At 68.6% G+C, this 15,510-nt stretch carries 16 protein-coding genes; 9 read left to right on the top strand and 7 right to left on the bottom strand.

The features are described from left to right. Positions 1–190: 190 nt before the first annotated feature. The 5 genes from ACLB9X_RS12720 to dnaA all read right to left on the bottom strand — a co-directional run bounded on the left by ACLB9X_RS12720 (position 191) and on the right by dnaA (position 6,781). A complete protein-coding gene (locus ACLB9X_RS12720) occupies positions 191–736 on the bottom strand; it encodes a DUF721 domain-containing protein (RefSeq protein ID WP_410360404.1) in 546 nt (181 codons plus the stop codon). Next, positions 733–1,902, bottom strand: coding sequence for a DNA replication/repair protein RecF (gene recF, locus ACLB9X_RS12725; protein WP_410360405.1), 1,170 nt, complete (start codon positions 1,900–1,902; stop codon positions 733–735). Before recF ends, ACLB9X_RS12720 begins: the two co-directional genes overlap by 4 nt. A 57-nt stretch (positions 1,903–1,959) precedes the next feature. After that, on the bottom strand, positions 1,960–2,853 hold the full coding sequence (gene gnd / locus ACLB9X_RS12730) for a phosphogluconate dehydrogenase (NAD(+)-dependent, decarboxylating) (protein WP_410360540.1): 894 nt from the start codon (positions 2,851–2,853) through the stop codon (positions 1,960–1,962). Positions 2,854–2,939: 86 nt separating this feature from the next. After that, positions 2,940–4,070 (bottom strand): DNA polymerase III subunit beta, encoded by a 1,131-nt coding sequence (gene dnaN, locus ACLB9X_RS12735; protein WP_177149470.1) that lies wholly within the window; start codon positions 4,068–4,070, stop codon positions 2,940–2,942. Positions 4,071–4,972: 902 nt separating this feature from the next. Beyond that, positions 4,973–6,781 (bottom strand): chromosomal replication initiator protein DnaA, encoded by a 1,809-nt coding sequence (gene dnaA, locus ACLB9X_RS12740; RefSeq protein WP_410360406.1) that lies wholly within the window; start codon positions 6,779–6,781, stop codon positions 4,973–4,975. A 360-nt stretch (positions 6,782–7,141) separates the two neighbouring features. On the opposite strand from dnaA, the gene rpmH reads away from it, so the two are divergent. From rpmH to ACLB9X_RS12785, 9 genes are all read left to right on the top strand, one after another. Then, positions 7,142–7,279, top strand: a complete 138-nt coding sequence (rpmH, locus tag ACLB9X_RS12745) for a 50S ribosomal protein L34 (protein WP_003956500.1) — start codon at positions 7,142–7,144, stop codon at positions 7,277–7,279. Between the two features lie 18 nt (positions 7,280–7,297). Beyond that, complete coding sequence (rnpA, locus tag ACLB9X_RS12750; RefSeq protein ID WP_392324512.1) at positions 7,298–7,669, top strand: ribonuclease P protein component; 372 nt, start codon at positions 7,298–7,300, stop codon at positions 7,667–7,669. Continuing rightward, positions 7,666–8,025, top strand: a complete 360-nt coding sequence (yidD, locus tag ACLB9X_RS12755; protein WP_177149323.1) for a membrane protein insertion efficiency factor YidD — start codon at positions 7,666–7,668, stop codon at positions 8,023–8,025. Before rnpA ends, yidD begins: the two co-directional genes overlap by 4 nt. Before the next feature lie 3 nt (positions 8,026–8,028). Then, positions 8,029–9,315 (top strand): membrane protein insertase YidC, encoded by a 1,287-nt coding sequence (yidC, locus tag ACLB9X_RS12760; RefSeq protein ID WP_410360407.1) that lies wholly within the window; start codon positions 8,029–8,031, stop codon positions 9,313–9,315. 14 nt (positions 9,316–9,329) lie between these two features. Next, the gene (locus ACLB9X_RS12765) at positions 9,330–9,842 is read left to right on the top strand and encodes a protein jag (protein ID WP_410360408.1); all 513 of its coding nucleotides are present in this window, start codon (positions 9,330–9,332) and stop codon (positions 9,840–9,842) included. Between the two features lie 109 nt (positions 9,843–9,951). Then, on the top strand, positions 9,952–10,668 hold the full coding sequence (rsmG, locus tag ACLB9X_RS12770; protein ID WP_410360409.1) for a 16S rRNA (guanine(527)-N(7))-methyltransferase RsmG: 717 nt from the start codon (positions 9,952–9,954) through the stop codon (positions 10,666–10,668). Positions 10,669–10,915: 247 nt separating this feature from the next. Next, on the top strand, positions 10,916–11,989 hold the full coding sequence (locus tag ACLB9X_RS12775; RefSeq protein WP_410360410.1) for a ParA family protein: 1,074 nt from the start codon (positions 10,916–10,918) through the stop codon (positions 11,987–11,989). After that, positions 11,986–13,083, top strand: a complete 1,098-nt coding sequence (locus ACLB9X_RS12780) for a ParB/RepB/Spo0J family partition protein (RefSeq protein ID WP_410360411.1) — start codon at positions 11,986–11,988, stop codon at positions 13,081–13,083. The genes ACLB9X_RS12775 and ACLB9X_RS12780 overlap by 4 nt, the downstream gene beginning before the upstream one ends. A gap of 304 nt (positions 13,084–13,387) precedes the next feature. Then, positions 13,388–14,005: a GNAT family N-acetyltransferase gene (locus tag ACLB9X_RS12785; RefSeq protein ID WP_410360412.1), complete on the top strand. Its 618-nt coding sequence runs from the start codon at positions 13,388–13,390 to the stop codon at positions 14,003–14,005. A gap of 75 nt (positions 14,006–14,080) precedes the next feature. Here ACLB9X_RS12785 and trxA read toward each other — a convergent pair whose 3' ends face one another. Continuing rightward, positions 14,081–14,413, bottom strand: a complete 333-nt coding sequence (trxA, locus tag ACLB9X_RS12790; RefSeq protein WP_307714557.1) for a thioredoxin — start codon at positions 14,411–14,413, stop codon at positions 14,081–14,083. 49 nt (positions 14,414–14,462) lie between these two features. Next, on the bottom strand, positions 14,463–15,437 hold the full coding sequence (gene trxB, locus ACLB9X_RS12795; RefSeq protein WP_410360413.1) for a thioredoxin-disulfide reductase: 975 nt from the start codon (positions 15,435–15,437) through the stop codon (positions 14,463–14,465). Between the last annotated feature and the right edge of the window lie 73 nt (positions 15,438–15,510).

A 15,510-nucleotide genomic window follows, 5' to 3' on the forward strand; every position in this document is an offset into this window, starting at 1 on the left:
TTTGCCGGTAGCTGAGTCCGCATGTGCCGCCCTGAACCGCCTCCGTCCGACTCCCCATATGCGGGACGGGGCTCCAAGAGGCTCACACCGGCTTTGAGAGCTTCGGGCTGTCAACCTCCGGCTACCGTGAGGGACGCCTCAGACGTACCGGCCGTTTTCCCCCGTCGCAGAGCCGCGCGGCCGGGCCTGATCAGCCGTACGTGTCCCCCGGGCCCGTGCTCCCCGGCGCCCGCAGCGGGCCGAAGCGGCGCTGCGGCCCGCCGGGCCCGAGCACCTTGATCACGCGGACCGTGCCGTGCCCGAGGTCCTCGTTCAGCCGCGCCACCAGCCGCGGAGCCAGCAGCCGCAGCTGCGTCGCCCATGCCGTGGAGTCGCACTGGACCGTCAGCACGCGCTCGTCCGGGTCCTCGTCGTAGCGCAGCGGTACGCAGTGCTTGGCCAGGTCCTCGCCGACGATCTGCGGCCAGCGGCCCATCACACCGCCCACCGCGGCCGGGGTCTCCCAGCCGCGCTCGGTGATCAGCCGGTTGATCGCCGCGCCCAGCGGCAGCGGGTCGCGGCCGTCCGCCCGCGCACCCGAGCGCAGCCCGCCACCGCGCCTGGCCTGCTTCTTCTGCTGCGCGGCCGCGCCCTTGGCCTTCGCCTGCTCCTTGGCCGCGCGCAGCGCGACGCGTGCCAGGTCGACGCCCGAGGACTCGGGGACCCGCGGGGTCGAAGGGTCCCTGTCCTCGCTCATACGCGCCTCACCTGCCCGTCGGCCACCGCGTACCGGGCACCCGCCAGCACGTCCGGGACGTCGTCGTCCACCGCGGCCGTCACCAGCACCTGCTCGCCGGGGGCCACCAGCTCCGCGAGGCGTTCCCGGCGGCGCGCGTCCAGCTCGGCGAACACGTCGTCGAGCACGAGCACCGGCTCGTTGCCCTCGGCACGCAGCAGGTCGTAGGAGGCCAGCCGCAGCGCCAGCGCGTACGACCAGCACTCGCCGTGGCTCGCGTATCCCTTCGCCGGCAGCTGCCCCAGCTTGAGCAGCAGGTCGTCACGGTGTGGGCCGACCAGGGTCACGCCCCGCTCGATCTCCTGCTTGCGGACGTCGGCCAGCGCCCCCATCAGCTGCTCGTACAGCTCCTCACGGGTCACGGGCCCGGCGTGCTCGGCGCCCGCGGGACCGGAGGAGGAACGGTACTCCAGGGCGATCGGGCCGCCGCCCGGGGCAAGTGCCTCGTACGCCTTGTCCGTCAGCGGCTGCAGAGCGGTGATCAGGTCGAGCCGCCGGGCCAGCAGCTCGGCGCCGGCCCGCGCCAGGTGCTGGTCCCATACGTCCAGCGTGGACATGTCCGCCCCCGCGGACTTCGTCGCGGGAGTCGCCCCCGAACGCCCGCCGTACCGGCGGGCCATCGCGGCCGACTTCAGCAGGGTGTTGCGCTGCTTGAGCACCCGTTCGTAGTCCGAGCGCACCCCGGCCATGCGGGGCGATCGGGCCGTGACCAGCTCGTCGAGGAAGCGCCGGCGCTCACCGGGATCGCCCTTGACCAGTGCGAGGTCCTCGGGCGCGAACAGGACCGTGCGTACGATCCCGAGCACGTCACGCGGCCTGACCTGCGAGGACCTGTTGATACGGGCGCGGTTCGCCTTGCCGGGGTTGAGTTCGAGCTCGACCAGCTGGGAGCGCTCGCCCTGGGTGACGGCGGCGCGGATCACCGCCCGGTCGGCACCCATCCGCACCAACGGCGCATCCGAGGACACCCGGTGGCTGGACAGCGTCGCCAGATAGCCGACGGCCTCGACGAGGTTGGTCTTGCCCTGGCCGTTCGCCCCCACGAAAGCGGTGACGCCCGGATCGAGAGGGACCTCGACCCGGGCGTACGAGCGGAAGTCGGCCAGCGACAGATGCGTGACGTGCATGGTGTGGCGCCGACCTTCCCCCGGCGTGACCGTGCACCGCGGTGCACGGCCTGTGGATTACTTCTTGCTCTCCACCGCGTGGCCGCCGAACTGGTTGCGCAGCGCGGCGATCATCTTCATCTGCGGGGAGTCGTCCTGGCGGGACGCGAACCGTGCGAACAGCGACGCGGTGATCGCCGGCAGCGGCACGGCGTTGTCGATCGCGGCCTCGACGGTCCAGCGGCCCTCGCCGGAGTCCTGCGCGAAACCGCGCAGCTTCTCCAGGTGCTCGTCCTCGTCCAGCGCGTTGACCGCGAGGTCGAGCAGCCAGGAACGGATGACCGTGCCCTCCTGCCAGGAGCGGAAGACCTCGCGCACATCGGTGACGGAGTCGACCTTCTCCAGCAGCTCCCAGCCCTCGGCGTAGGCCTGCATCATGGCGTACTCGATGCCGTTGTGGACCATCTTGGCGAAGTGACCGGCACCGACCTTGCCCGCGTGGACGGAGCCGAACTCGCCCTCGGGCTTGAGCGCGTCGAAGATCGGCTGGACCTTCGCCACGTGTTCGGCGTCGCCGCCGTACATCAGCGCGTAGCCGTTCTCCAGGCCCCAGACACCGCCGGAGACGCCGCAGTCGACGAAGCCGATGCCCTTGATGCCCAGCTCGACGGCGTGCCTCTCGTCGTCGGTCCAGCGGGAGTTGCCGCCGTCGACGACGATGTCGCCGGGGGACAGCAGCTCCGCCAGCTCGTCGATCGTGGACTGGGTCGCGGCACCCGCCGGGACCATGACCCAGACGACGCGCGGGCCCTTGAGCTTGCTCACCAGCTCTTCGAGGCTGTGGACATCCGCGAGGTCCGGGTTGCGGTCGTAGCCGATGACGGTGTGGCCTGCGCGGCGAATGCGCTCGCGCATGTTGCCGCCCATCTTGCCGAGGCCGACGAGACCGAGCTCCATCAGAGATTCCTCAATCGTTGTGTGCCGTTTCCTACCCGCGTCCGAGACTACGCCCGGACGCGGGTGCACACCTGTGGGGTCAGGCGCTCAAAAGCCGCTGATCAGCCGCTCAGGCGGACCGGCATGATCAGGTACTTGTACGCCTCGTCCGCCTCCGCGTCCACGGCCGGCTTGCCGCTCAGCAGCGCCGGCTTGGTGGAGGTGGTGAAGGACAGCTGGGCGACCGGGGAGTCGATCGCGCTCAGGCCGTCCAGCAGGAAGGTCGGGTTGAAGGCGATCGAGATGTCGTCGCCTTCCAGCTGCGCGTCCACCCGCTCCACAGCCTGTGCGTCGTCGCTGGAGCCGGCCTCCAGGATCAGCACGCCCTGCTCGAAGCTGAGGCGCACCGGGGTGTTCCGCTCGGCGACCAGGGCGACACGCTTGACGGCCTCGACGAACGGCGCGGTCTCGATGACGGCCACCGAGTTGAACTCGGTCGGGAACAGTGTGCGGTACTTCGGCAGGTCGCCTTCGAGCAGACGGGTCGTCGTCCGCCGCCCGGCGCCCTCGAAACCGATCAGCCCCTCACCGGCACCCGAGCCGGACAGCGCCAGCGTGACCGTGTCACCGCTGGTCAGCGCCTTGGCGGTGTCGAGCAGCGTCTTGGCGGGCACCAGGGCCACCGCGGAGGCGTCGGGGCTCTCGGGCTTCCACAGGAACTCCCGGACCGCGAAGCGGTAGCGGTCGGTGGAGGCCAGGGTGACGGTGTCGCCCTCGATCTCGATCCGCACACCGGTCAGGACGGGAAGGGTGTCGTCGCGGCCGGCGGCGATGGCGACCTGGGCGGCGGCGGAGGCGAAGACCTCGCCGGGCACGGTGCCGGTCGCGGTCGGCATCTGCGGCAGTGCCGGGTACTCCTCCACAGGCAGGGTGTGGAGGGTGAACCGCGAGGAACCGCAGACCACGGTCGCCCGTACACCGTCTGTGGAAATCTCCACCGGCCGGTTGGGCAGGGCGCGGCAGATGTCGGCGAGCAGACGGCCGGAGACGAGCACAGTGCCGTCCTCGTCGATCTCGGCCTCCACCGAGACGCGGGCCGAGACCTCGTAGTCGAAGCTGGAGAAGCTGAGAGCGCCGTCCTCCGCCTTCAGAAGAAGGCCTGCGAGTACGGGCGCCGGCGGACGGGCCGGGAGGCTTCGGGCCACCCAGGCCACCGCCTCCGCGAGTACATCGCGCTCCACCCGGATCTTCACCGGAACCGCCTCCTGCTGTTGCTGGCTCGCCCTGCTGGCCTTCGTCGTCGGCTTGATGCCGGAGACCAGTCTGACGCACGGCGCCGACAGCTGGTGCGGGTCGGGGTCAAGTCGCGCCAAGAGGTACCGGGCGCTCCGGGCTCGAGTTGTGCACAGGCCCGTCTTCCAAGCGAATTCCCCGGTAACTCTGAGTGGGAGTAGTAGTAGGGCCTGTGGAAACCGTGGATAACGCCTTCTGCGCAGGTCAGGGCCGGTTTTTTGTCCACTGCGCCTGTGGGCGGGACCGGTGGACAACCGGGTGCTTCTGTGGACACGGGAAAGTTCTGCACACCCGATGCACAGCCCCCGGGGACTTCTCCCCAGTGCCGTCCCCAGCTTTACCCACGTTCCCCACAGCCCAACCGGCCTCCTTGGTGTGATGCCTTTCACTCGACCCGGTGAGCGGGGGTGTTCCGTTGCCGAACAGTGGACAGGGTGGGGAAAAGCTGTGGGCAACGAGGCCGTCCCTGTGGGCTGCCGGTGGACAACGTGGATCAAGGTCTGTGGACGATTCGGCTGTCCACAGACTGTGGAGGCCGCCCGGCCACAAATCCACACCCTGTTGAGCTGGTCCTACAGCGCCTCCAGAAGGCTCTCCTGTGGACCGTATCTGGACAACTTCCCGGTCCCCAGGCTGTGGACGGAAGATCGCCCCCCCAGCTGTGGAGAACGGGCACCGGTCGGCACGTATTCGAACACAGGGGGCCCGGGGCAGGACGTCACGGCGGGCGGCCGAGCGGGCCCGACGGGTCGGGGAGAGGCTCTGGGGGCGCCGAAAGGCGCCGGGGAGAGGCCTGGAACGCCGAAGGCGCCCCGGGGATCTCGTCCCGTGGGCGCCTTCTCGGTCTGTGCCGGCGGCCGCGTCAGCCGTTCTTGATGCGGTTGGTGAGCTCGGTGACCTGGTTGTAGATCGACCGCCGCTCCGCCATCAGCGCCCGGATCTTGCGGTCCGCATGCATCACGGTCGTATGGTCACGCCCGCCGAACTGCGCACCGATCTTCGGCAGGGACAGATCCGTGAGCTCCCTGCACAGGTACATCGCGATCTGGCGTGCCGTCACCAGCACGCGGCTGCGGGACGATCCGCACAGGTCCTCGACCGTGAGGCCGAAGTAGTCGGCCGTGGCCGCCATGATCGCGGTCGCGGTGATCTCGGGAGCGGCGTCCTCGCCGCCGGGGATCAGGTCCTTGAGCACGATCTCGGTGAGACCGAGGTCCACCGGCTGCCGGTTGAGCGAGGCGAACGCCGTGACCCGGATCAGGGCGCCTTCGAGCTCACGGATGTTCCGGGAGATACGGGAGGCGATGAACTCCAGTACCTCCGGTGGGGCGTTGAGCTGCTCCTGTACGGCCTTCTTGCGCAGGATCGCGATACGGGTCTCCAGCTCCGGCGGCTGGACGTCCGTCGTCAGGCCCCACTCGAAGCGGTTCCGCAGCCGGTCCTCCAGGGTCATCAGCTGCTTGGGCGGCCGGTCCGAGGACAGCACGATCTGCTTGTTGGCGTTGTGCAGCGTGTTGAAGGTGTGGAAGAACTCCTCCTGCGTCGACTCCTTGCTCGCGAGGAACTGGATGTCGTCGACCAGCAGGATGTCCACGTCGCGGTAGCGCTTGCGGAAGGTGTCGCCCTTGCCGTCGCGGATCGAGTTGATGAACTCGTTGGTGAACTCCTCGGAGCTCACGTACCGCACGCGGGTGCCCGGGTAGAGGCTGCGCGCGTAGTGCCCGATGGCGTGCAGCAGGTGCGTCTTGCCGAGCCCCGACTCCCCATAGATGAACAGGGGGTTGTACGCCTTGGCCGGCGCCTCGGCGACCGCGACGGCAGCGGCGTGCGCGAAGCGGTTGGACGCGCCGATGACGAACGTGTCGAAGAGGTACTTGGGGTTCAGGCGGGCGTGCGGTTCGCCGGGGCCGGGGGCAGATGCGGGCTTGGCGCCGAGCGGTCCGGGGGCGCCCGACGGGCCGCCGCGGTGCGGGCCCTGCGGCTCGGGCAGCTGGCGGTCGGGACGCGGGCCGTACTGCTGGCGCTCGGGCGGCTGCCGGTAGTCGTGCTGGGGCCGGGTCGGCGCGGCGGATGCGTACGGGTCGCGCTCCTGGAAGCCGCCGAGGCGCGGCTGCTGCCAGGAGAGGTCCTCCTGGGTGCGCGGCCAGGCGCCGGGTTCGGGGCGCTGCTGCTGGTACTCGGGGTACGACGGGCGCACGTCCGGCAGGCCGTCGTCGGGGGACGGCCGGTGGCCGTAGCCGCCGTCGTAGGGGTCGTTCTGGCGCGCGGTGTCGTAGGCGTCGCCACCCTGACGCGGTCCGTCGTAGGTGTCGGCCGGGCGGGGCTCGTCGTGCTGAGGTCCCTGGTAGCGCGGCTGCTGCTGATGCGCGGGAGGTGCCAGGGGAGCGGCCGGCTCGCCCACGGAGTCGTCGACGGTGATCGCGATCCGGATGGGGCGGCCGCACTCACGGCTCAGGGTCTCGCTGATCAGCGGGGCGAGGCGGCCCTCGAGCACGCGCTTGCCCCATTCATTGGGGACGGCGAGGAGCGCGGTGTCGGCGACGAGGGCGAGGGGCTGGCAGCGTTCGATCCACTGCTTGTCCTTGGGCTCGACGCCCTGCTGGCCCTCGTCGAGGAGCTGGTCCAGCACTCGTGGCCACACTGCGGCAAGATCGGCAGGTACGTCAGCCACGAAGCACGCTCTCTCACAGGTCCCACGAATGTGTGGTTCTCGGGACGGGATGGGAAGACAGGCAGGAAAGGAATCCGAGTTCAGCCACGGTAGTCAGGCCGAGCCGTGCGGTTCAAGTTGTTGTCCACAGCCTGTGCACAGTGGGGACGGCCGTCGACCTGGTTTGACCGGATGGCGTAGCCGCGCGTACCGTAACCAGGTCGAGTTGTCGATGGCTGCTGCCGCCTGCCTCCGATGGGCAAAGATCACGGTCTGTGATTGTGAAGCGGTGCACTCGGGCGTAATCGCGAGCTACTCGTGGGCGCACGGTGACAGCCAGGCGATGTCCCGCCATCAACGAATCATTTCTGGAGCCCCCGAGTGAGCAAGCGCACCTTCCAGCCGAACAACCGTCGTCGCGCGAAGACCCACGGTTTCCGTCTGCGCATGCGTACCCGTGCCGGCCGCGCGATCCTCGCGTCCCGCCGCAGCAAGGGTCGCGCCCGCCTGTCCGCCTGATCGCGTACAGGTCATGACGTGCTGCCTACCGAGAATCGGCTGAGGCGGCGCGAGGACTTCGCGACTGCGGTACGCCGAGGACGCCGGGCCGGACGCCCGCTTCTCGTCGTCCATCTACGCAGCGGTGCAACGGACCCGCACGCGCCTGGGGAGAGCGCTCCCCCGACGTGTGCGGGTTTCGTCGTGAGCAAGGCCGTGGGCGGTGCCGTCGTACGGAACAAGGTCAAGCGGAGACTTCGCCACCTCATGCGCGATCGGCTCTCCGAGCTGCCCCCCGGTAGCCTGGTGGTCGTACGGGCGCTGCCCGGTGCGGGCGACGCCGACCATGCACAGCTGGCCCGAGACCTGGACGCCGCTCTGCAGCGGCTGCTGGGAGGGGGCGCGCGATGAAGTACCCACTGCTGGCACTGATCAAGATCTATCAGTGGACGATCAGCCCGCTGCTGGGACCTGTCTGCAGGTATTACCCGTCGTGTTCCCACTATGGATTTACGGCCATCGACCGGCACGGTGCGGTGAAAGGCACGGCCCTGACCGCCTGGCGGATCCTGCGGTGCAATCCGTGGTCGCCGGGCGGTGTGGATCATGTGCCACCGCGCAAGCGCCCACGGTGGCACGAAATGCTGCGCGACGCCTTGCGCGGCAGCAAGGGCGGGCACTCCGCCGCTGACGTGCCTGCCCCGGGGTCGGCCCCCGGAACCCCGAGCCCGGCCGCAGAGACCTCGCCCAATGCTCAAGGAGCCTGATTAGTGGACACGATTGCCAGTCTCTTCAGTTTTATCACCACACCTGTCTCGTGGATCATCGTCCAGTTCCACAAGCTCTACGGGGCGATCTTCGGCCCGGACACGGGCTGGGCCTGGGGACTGTCCATCGTGTCGCTGGTGATCCTCATCCGGATCTGCCTGATCCCGCTCTTCGTGAAGCAGATCAAGTCGACGCGGAACATGCAGGCGCTCCAGCCGAAGATGAAGGCGATCCAGGAGCGCTACAAGAACGACCGACAGCGTCAGTCCGAAGAGATGATGAAGCTGTACAAGGAGACGGGAACCAACCCGCTCTCCTCGTGCCTGCCCATCCTCGCGCAGTCGCCGTTCTTCTTCGCTCTGTACCACGTGCTCAGCAAGATCGCCTCGGGTGACGAGATCGGTGTCCTCAACCAGGGCCTCGTGAACAGTGCGCGTGAGGCGCACATCTTCGGCGCTCCGATCGCCGCGAAGTTCATGGACGACCCGGCCAAGGTCGAGGCGCTCAACGCCTCCCTGACGGACGTCCGCATCGTCACCGCGATCATGATCATCCTGATGTCGGCGTCGCAGTTCTACACGCAGCGCCAGCTGATGCAGAAGAACGTCGACCTCACGGTCAAGACGCCGTACATGCAGCAGCAGAAGATGCTGATGTACATCTTCCCGGTGATCTTCGCCGTCATGGGCATCAACTTCCCGGTCGGCGTCCTCGTCTACTGGCTGACCACCAACGTGTGGACCATGGGCCAGCAGATGTACGTCATCAACCAGAACCCGACCCCGGGCAGCAAGGCCCAGGACCACTACCTGCAGCGCCTGCTCAAGGGTGTCGTCGCGCACGGCGAGGTCCGCTCGCGCCGCAAGCGCTCGGTCGTCCAGGCGATCGTGGCCAAGGGGACGGACCGCAACGAGAACGAGCGCCGGTTCATCACCGGGCTGGCCAAGGCCGGCCTGGCCGCCCAGACGGACGGCACCGTGACGAAGAGCGAGACGGCGGTGGCCGAGGCCGAGGGCGGCAGCGCCGCTCAGCGGCGCCAGCAGCCCAAGCGGCAGAGCAAGGCGCGGCGTCAGTCCGCGGCCGGCACCGTGGGTGCGGCCAAGGACCCCGAAGCCCCGACTGCCTCCGTGTCCAAGACGTCGCTGCAAAAGGATGAGTCCGCCGAGGGCGTCACGCCCAAGGCCGGCGGTGGCAAGGCCACCGGATCCCGCCAGACCAAGCCGGGACAGGCGAAGTCCGGCCAGCGCAAGGGCCAGCAGCGCCCCAAGCACCCGTCGTCCAAGAAGTAAGAAGGAGTCCATCCGTGACGGAAGGCACCATCTCCGCCGCCGCCGAGGGTGGCGACACCCTGACCCGCCTCGAGCAGGAAGGGGAGATCGCGGCCGACTACCTCGAGGGCCTGCTCGACATCGCCGACCTCGACGGTGACATCGACATGGACGTCGAGGCGGACCGCGCCGCGGTCTCGATCGTCAGCGACGCGGGCAGCCGGGATCTGCAGAAGCTGGTGGGCCGGGACGGCGAGGTCCTCGAGGCCCTCCAGGAGCTGACGCGCCTGGCCGTGCACCGTGAGACCGGTGACCGCAGCCGTCTCATGCTCGACATCGCCGGATTCCGGGCGAAGAAGCGCACCGAGCTGGCCGAGCTCGGTGCCAAGGCGGCCGGCGAGGTCAAGAGCACCGGCCAGCCGGTGAAGCTCGACCCCATGACGCCCTTCGAGCGCAAGGTCGTCCACGACGCGGTCGCGGCCGCCGGCCTGCGCAGCGAGTCCGAGGGCGAGGAGCCCCAGCGCTTCGTCGTCGTACTCCCTGCCTGACCCACGTGTTCCCTCGGCCCCGTCTGTTCGCAGGCGGGGCCGATCTTTGTCAGCCTGATAGTCAGCACCACGGCCCTGTGCGGCAGTGCGGTACGGAAGGACGGTTCCCGTGACGGAGGCAGCGGAGCTTCCCCAGGCGCCCGAGGCGGCGCGGACGGTGTTCGGAGAGTTTTTTCCGGAGGCCGTGCGGTATGCGGAGCTGCTCGCGGATGCCGGGGTCAAGCGTGGCCTGATCGGTCCGCGTGAGGTTCCCCGCTTGTGGGAGCGTCACCTGCTGAACTGCGCTGTGCTCTCGGAGGTCGTGCCGGAGGGGGTGACGGTCTGCGACGTCGGCTCGGGCGCCGGTCTGCCGGGCATCCCGCTCGCCCTCGTCCGGCCGGACCTCAAGATCACCCTGCTCGAACCTTTGCTGCGGCGTACGAACTTTCTGCAGGAGGTCGTCGAGCTGCTGGGCCTCGATCACGTGACTGTGGTCAGGGGTAGGGCCGAGGAGATGCTGGGGAAGGTGCCTCCGGTGCACGTCGTGACGGCACGAGCCGTGGCACCGCTGGACCGGCTGGCCGGCTGGGGCGTCCCTCTGCTCCGCCCTTACGGTGAGATGCTCGCTCTCAAGGGCGACACTGCCGAGGAGGAGATCCAGAGTGCCCGGGCCGCGCTGAGCAAGCTCGGTGTCGTGGAGACGTCGGTCCTCCATGTCGGTGAAGGCATCGTCGATCCGTTGTCCACCGTCGTCCGGGTCGAGGTGGGGGAGAGTCCGGGCGGTGTGAGGTTCGCGGCCAAGCGTGCGAAGGCCGCAAGGACGAGCCGAACCAGGCGTCGTCGCTGAGCTCATTGCGCTGAGCCAGAAAAGCTTCCATACGTACGCATTTCGGAGTGTCGTCCCGGTTCGGTGATGCGGCCCATGCATCGTGTTTCACGTGAAACGTCGCTCACTGCTGCAGGGAATCATCAGCCGCGGCCGTGCGGCCGCCCCGATGAGGGAGCGCAAGCCCCTCGTGCGGGCTACCGAGTTGTCCACAGAGGTGGATTCCTCCACAGAACCACGGGCCTCGCTGGTTCACGACCCCGAAAGCATGGCAGGCTCTCCTCATCGCGAGCCTGAAGTCGAGGAGAGTGAATCCTTGCGGTCCGACGCCAACATCGCGGGACCGATGACCGATCCGGTCCCCGGTCCCCGTACCGAGTCCCCGGGGGAGGATGTTTCACGTGAAACACCGCCGCCCATGGACGACACCCCCATCGGCCGTGCTGCCCAGCTGGCTGTGGAGGCGCTGGGGCGTGCCGGTGAGGGGCTGCCCCGGCCTGAGCAGACACGCGTCATGGTGGTCGCCAACCAGAAGGGCGGCGTAGGGAAGACCACGACCACGGTCAACCTCGCCGCCTCACTCGCCCTGCACGGTGCGCGCGTTCTGGTGGTGGACCTCGATCCTCAGGGCAACGCCTCCACGGCGCTGGGTATCGACCACCATGCGGAAGTTCCCTCGATTTATGACGTCCTGGTCGAGAGCAAGCCCCTCGCCGAGGTGGTCCAGCCCGTCCCCGACGTCGAAGGACTCTTCTGCGCTCCCGCCACCATCGATCTCGCCGGTGCGGAGATCGAGCTGGTGTCGCTGGTGGCGCGGGAGAGCAGACTTCAGCGCGCCATCCAGGCGTACGAGCAGCCGCTGGACTACATCCTGATCGACTGCCCGCCGTCGCTCGGACTCCTGACCGTCAACGCGCTCGTCGCGGGTGCGGAGGTCCTCATCCCCATCCAGTGCGAGTACTACGCACTGGAGGGCCTGGGCCAGCTGCTGCGGAACGTCGATCTGGTGCGGGGACACCTCAATCCCTCGCTTCACGTCTCGACGATCCTGCTCACCATGTACGACGGCCGGACGCGGCTCGCCTCCCAGGTGGCGGACGAAGTGCGCAGCCACTTCGGGGATGAGGTCCTGCGGACGAGCATCCCCCGGTCGGTGCGCATCTCGGAGGCCCCGAGCTACGGGCAGACGGTCCTGACCTACGATCCGGGTTCCAGCGGCTCCTTGTCGTACCTTGAAGCCGCCCGGGAGATCGCGCTTCGCGGCGTGGGGGTTCACTACGACCCGCAGCACGCCCACGCGGCTCAGAACAACCAGCAGAATGTGTCGGAGGGGATCCAGTGAGCGAGCGACGTAGAGGATTGGGGCGTGGGCTCGGTGCGCTGATCCCGGCAGCTCCCCAGGAGCAGCAGGCGCCCCCCTCGGCGGGTGCCATCTCTCCGGCAGCGGTTCCGGTGCTGACCACGGACCGTGGGGTGGCGGCGGCCAAGGTCGCCACACTCCCCGCGGCCGCCACCGCGCCCGACATGATCGGTTCCACCGTGGATGCCGACGCCGCACCGCAGCCGAGCGAGCCGGCGGGAGCGCACTTCGCGGAGGTGCCGCTCGGCGCGATCACCCCCAATCCCCGACAGCCGCGTGAGGTCTTCGACGAGGACGCTCTCGCCGAGCTGATCACCTCCATCAAGGAGGTCGGCCTGCTCCAGCCCGTCGTCGTACGGCAGTTGGGGACGGACCGCTACGAGCTCATCATGGGCGAGCGTCGCTGGAGGGCGTGCCGCGAGGCCGGCCTGGAGCGCATCCCCGCGATTGTCCGGCACACCGAGGACGAGAAGCTTCTGCTGGACGCCCTGCTGGAGAACCTCCACCGGGCTCAGCTGAACCCGCTGGAAGAGGCCGCCGCCTACGACCAGCTGCTCAAGGACTTCGACTGCACCCACGACCAGTTGGCCGACCGCATCGGACGCTCGCGTCCGCAGGTCTCCAACACGCTGCGACTCCTCAAGCTCTCACCGCCCGTGCAGCGCAGGGTCGCTGCCGGCGTTCTCTCCGCGGGGCACGCGCGTGCGCTGCTCTCCGTGGACGACTCGGAGGAGCAGGACAGGCTGGCCCATCGCATCGTGGCCGAGGGCCTGTCGGTACGGGCGGTCGAGGAGATCGTCACTCTGCTCAACTCCGGACCCAAGAGCACGCCCAAACCGAAGGGCCCGCGAGCCGGGGCCCGGCTGTCCCCGGCGCTCAGCGATCTCGCCTCCCGGCTCTCGGACCGGTTCGAGACACGAGTGAAGGTCGACCTCGGCAAGAGTAAGGGGAAGATCGTCGTCGAGTTCGCGTCGATAGACGATCTCGAGCGCATCCTCGGCACGCTGGCGCCCGGAGAGGGCAGAGTCCTGGAGAAGGGGCTCGGTGCGGAGCCTGCCGAGGACGAGGACGTCTGAGGTTCTCTCGACCGCTGTCAGGGGCGGGTCGTGTCGCGTTTCGCGAGACACGACCCGCCCTTTGCCGTAGTGCGCTATCCGTGTCGGGGCTGGGTGGATACGATGCGTTCTGGTATGACGCATCCACCTTGAGCCACCTCAAAGGGAGGGCGGGGGCTATGCGAGCGGTGAGCCGCAGCCAACTGGTGACAGCGGGCCTGGGACTTGGAGCAGTAGGCGGATTCGTCAGCAGCCTGCTTCGCGAGAGGAGTGCACTGGCAGCCGCGCGGAGCGCAGCCGATCAGGGAAGAGGGGGTGAGCCTCCATGGGACGCCGACTCGTACCGCTCACGCTCGACAACCTTTCGGACCTTCCCCAGCGCTGTCGTTCGTGTGTCTTCTGGGAACTTGACCCGGTCAGCGGCGAAGCAGCGGTAAGGGCGGGGACCCCGCAGCTCGAGAAGGAGGCCTGGATCTCGGCGGTCCTTCTCGACTGGGGCTCGTGCGGCCGTGTGGTCTACGTCGACGACGTTCCGGTTGGCTTCGTTCTCTACGCACCGCCGGCTTATGTGCCCCGATCGATGGCCTTTCCCACCAGTCCCGTCTCCGCGGACGCGGTGCAGCTCATCACCGCGTGGGTCATGCCCGGGTATCAGGGACAGGGTCTGGGGCGGGTGATCGTCCAGACCGTTGCCAAGGATCTGCTGCGGCGGGGATTCCGGGCCATCGAGGCGTTCGGTGATGCACGGTGGAAGGAGCCCGCCTGCGTCCTGCCCGCCGACCATCTGCTCGCGGTGGGGTTCAAGACGGTGAGACCCCATCCGACGCACCCCCGGCTCCGTCTCGAGTTGCGCACCACGCTCTCCTGGAAGGAAGACGTGGAGCTGGCGCTGGACCGGCTGTTGGGCGCGGTGCAGAAGGAACCGGCGCTTCGCCCGCTGTGAGGCCGACATGAGAATGGGCTCGCCCCCGCCCCAGGGGTGAGCCCATTCGATGTTTCACGTGAAACGTGAGGCTGATTACTCGCCGATGAAGCTCTCGAGGTCGCGGACGATGGCGGCCTTCGGCTTGGCGCCGACGATGGTCTTGGCGACCTCACCGTTCTGGTAGACGTTCAGCGTCGGGATGGACATGACGCCGTACTTCGCAGCGGTGGCCGGGTTCTCGTCGATGTTGAGCTTCACGACCTGGATCTTGTCGCCGTGCTCGGCCGCGATGGCTTCGAGGGACGGCGCGATCTGGCGGCAGGGGCCGCACCAGGCAGCCCAGAAGTCCACCAGGACGGGCTTGTCGCTCTTGAGGACGTCCTCTTCGAAGGAGTCGTCGGTCACGTTCTTCAGGTCGCCGGCCACGGCGTCCTCCTTACTTCTCTGCGGGGTGTAGGGGAGTGCGGTGCGGGGGTCAGACCACGGGGGTCTTCTCGGGCTCGGCGACCTTCTCGCTGTCCGAGAGGGCGGCGAGGAAGCGCTCGGCGTCCAGGGCGGCGGAGCAGCCGGTGCCGGCGGCCGTGATGGCCTGACGGTAGGTGTGGTCGACGACGTCGCCGGCACCGAAGACACCGGTCAGATTGGTGCGCGTGGACGGCGCATCGACCTTCAGGTAGCCCTCGTCGTCGAGCTCGAGCTGGCCCTTGAAGAGCTCGGTACGGGGGTCGTGGCCCACGGCGATGAACAGGCCGGTGACAGCCAGCTGCGAGGTCTCACCCGTCTTGGTGTTGCGCAGGGTCAGACCGGAGAGCTTCTGGTCACCGTGGATCTCCGCGACTTCGCTGTCCCAGGCGAAGGAGATCTTCGGGTCGGCGAAGGCGCGCTCCTGCATCGCCTTGGAGGCGCGCAGCGTGTCACGGCGGTGGACGATCGTGACGGACTTGGCGAAGCGGGAGAGGAAGGTGGCCTCCTCCATGGCGGTGTCGCCACCACCGATCACGGCGATGTCCTGGTCCTTGAAGAAGAACCCGTCACAGGTGGCGCACCAGGAGACGCCGCGTCCGGAGAGGGTGTCCTCCTTGGGCAGGCCCAGCTTGCGGTGCTGCGAGCCGGTGGTGACGATCACGGCCTTCGCACGGTGCACCGTCCCGGCGGTGTCGGTGACGGTCTTGATCTCGCCCGTGAGGTCGACGGCTACGACGTCGTCGGGGACCAGCTCGGCGCCGAAGCGCTCGGCCTGAGCGCGCATGTTGTCCATCAGGTCGGGACCCATGATGCCGTCGCGGAAGCCGGGGAAGTTCTCCACATCGGTCGTGTTCATCAGTGCGCCACCGGCCGTGACGGCCCCCTCGAACACCAGCGGCTGCAACGACGCGCGCGCGGTGTAGAGAGCGGCCGTGTAGCCCGCGGGCCCGGAGCCGATGATGATCACGTTACGGACGTCGCTCACGGGTTTCTTCCTCGTCTCTGCAGACTGCCTACTGCCTACGGGGCGGGTTACAGGGTCTCACCCCACCCAACGG

Source organism: Streptomyces sp. 5K101 (assembly GCF_046506645.1).
GTDB lineage: Bacteria > Actinomycetota > Actinomycetes > Streptomycetales > Streptomycetaceae > Streptomyces.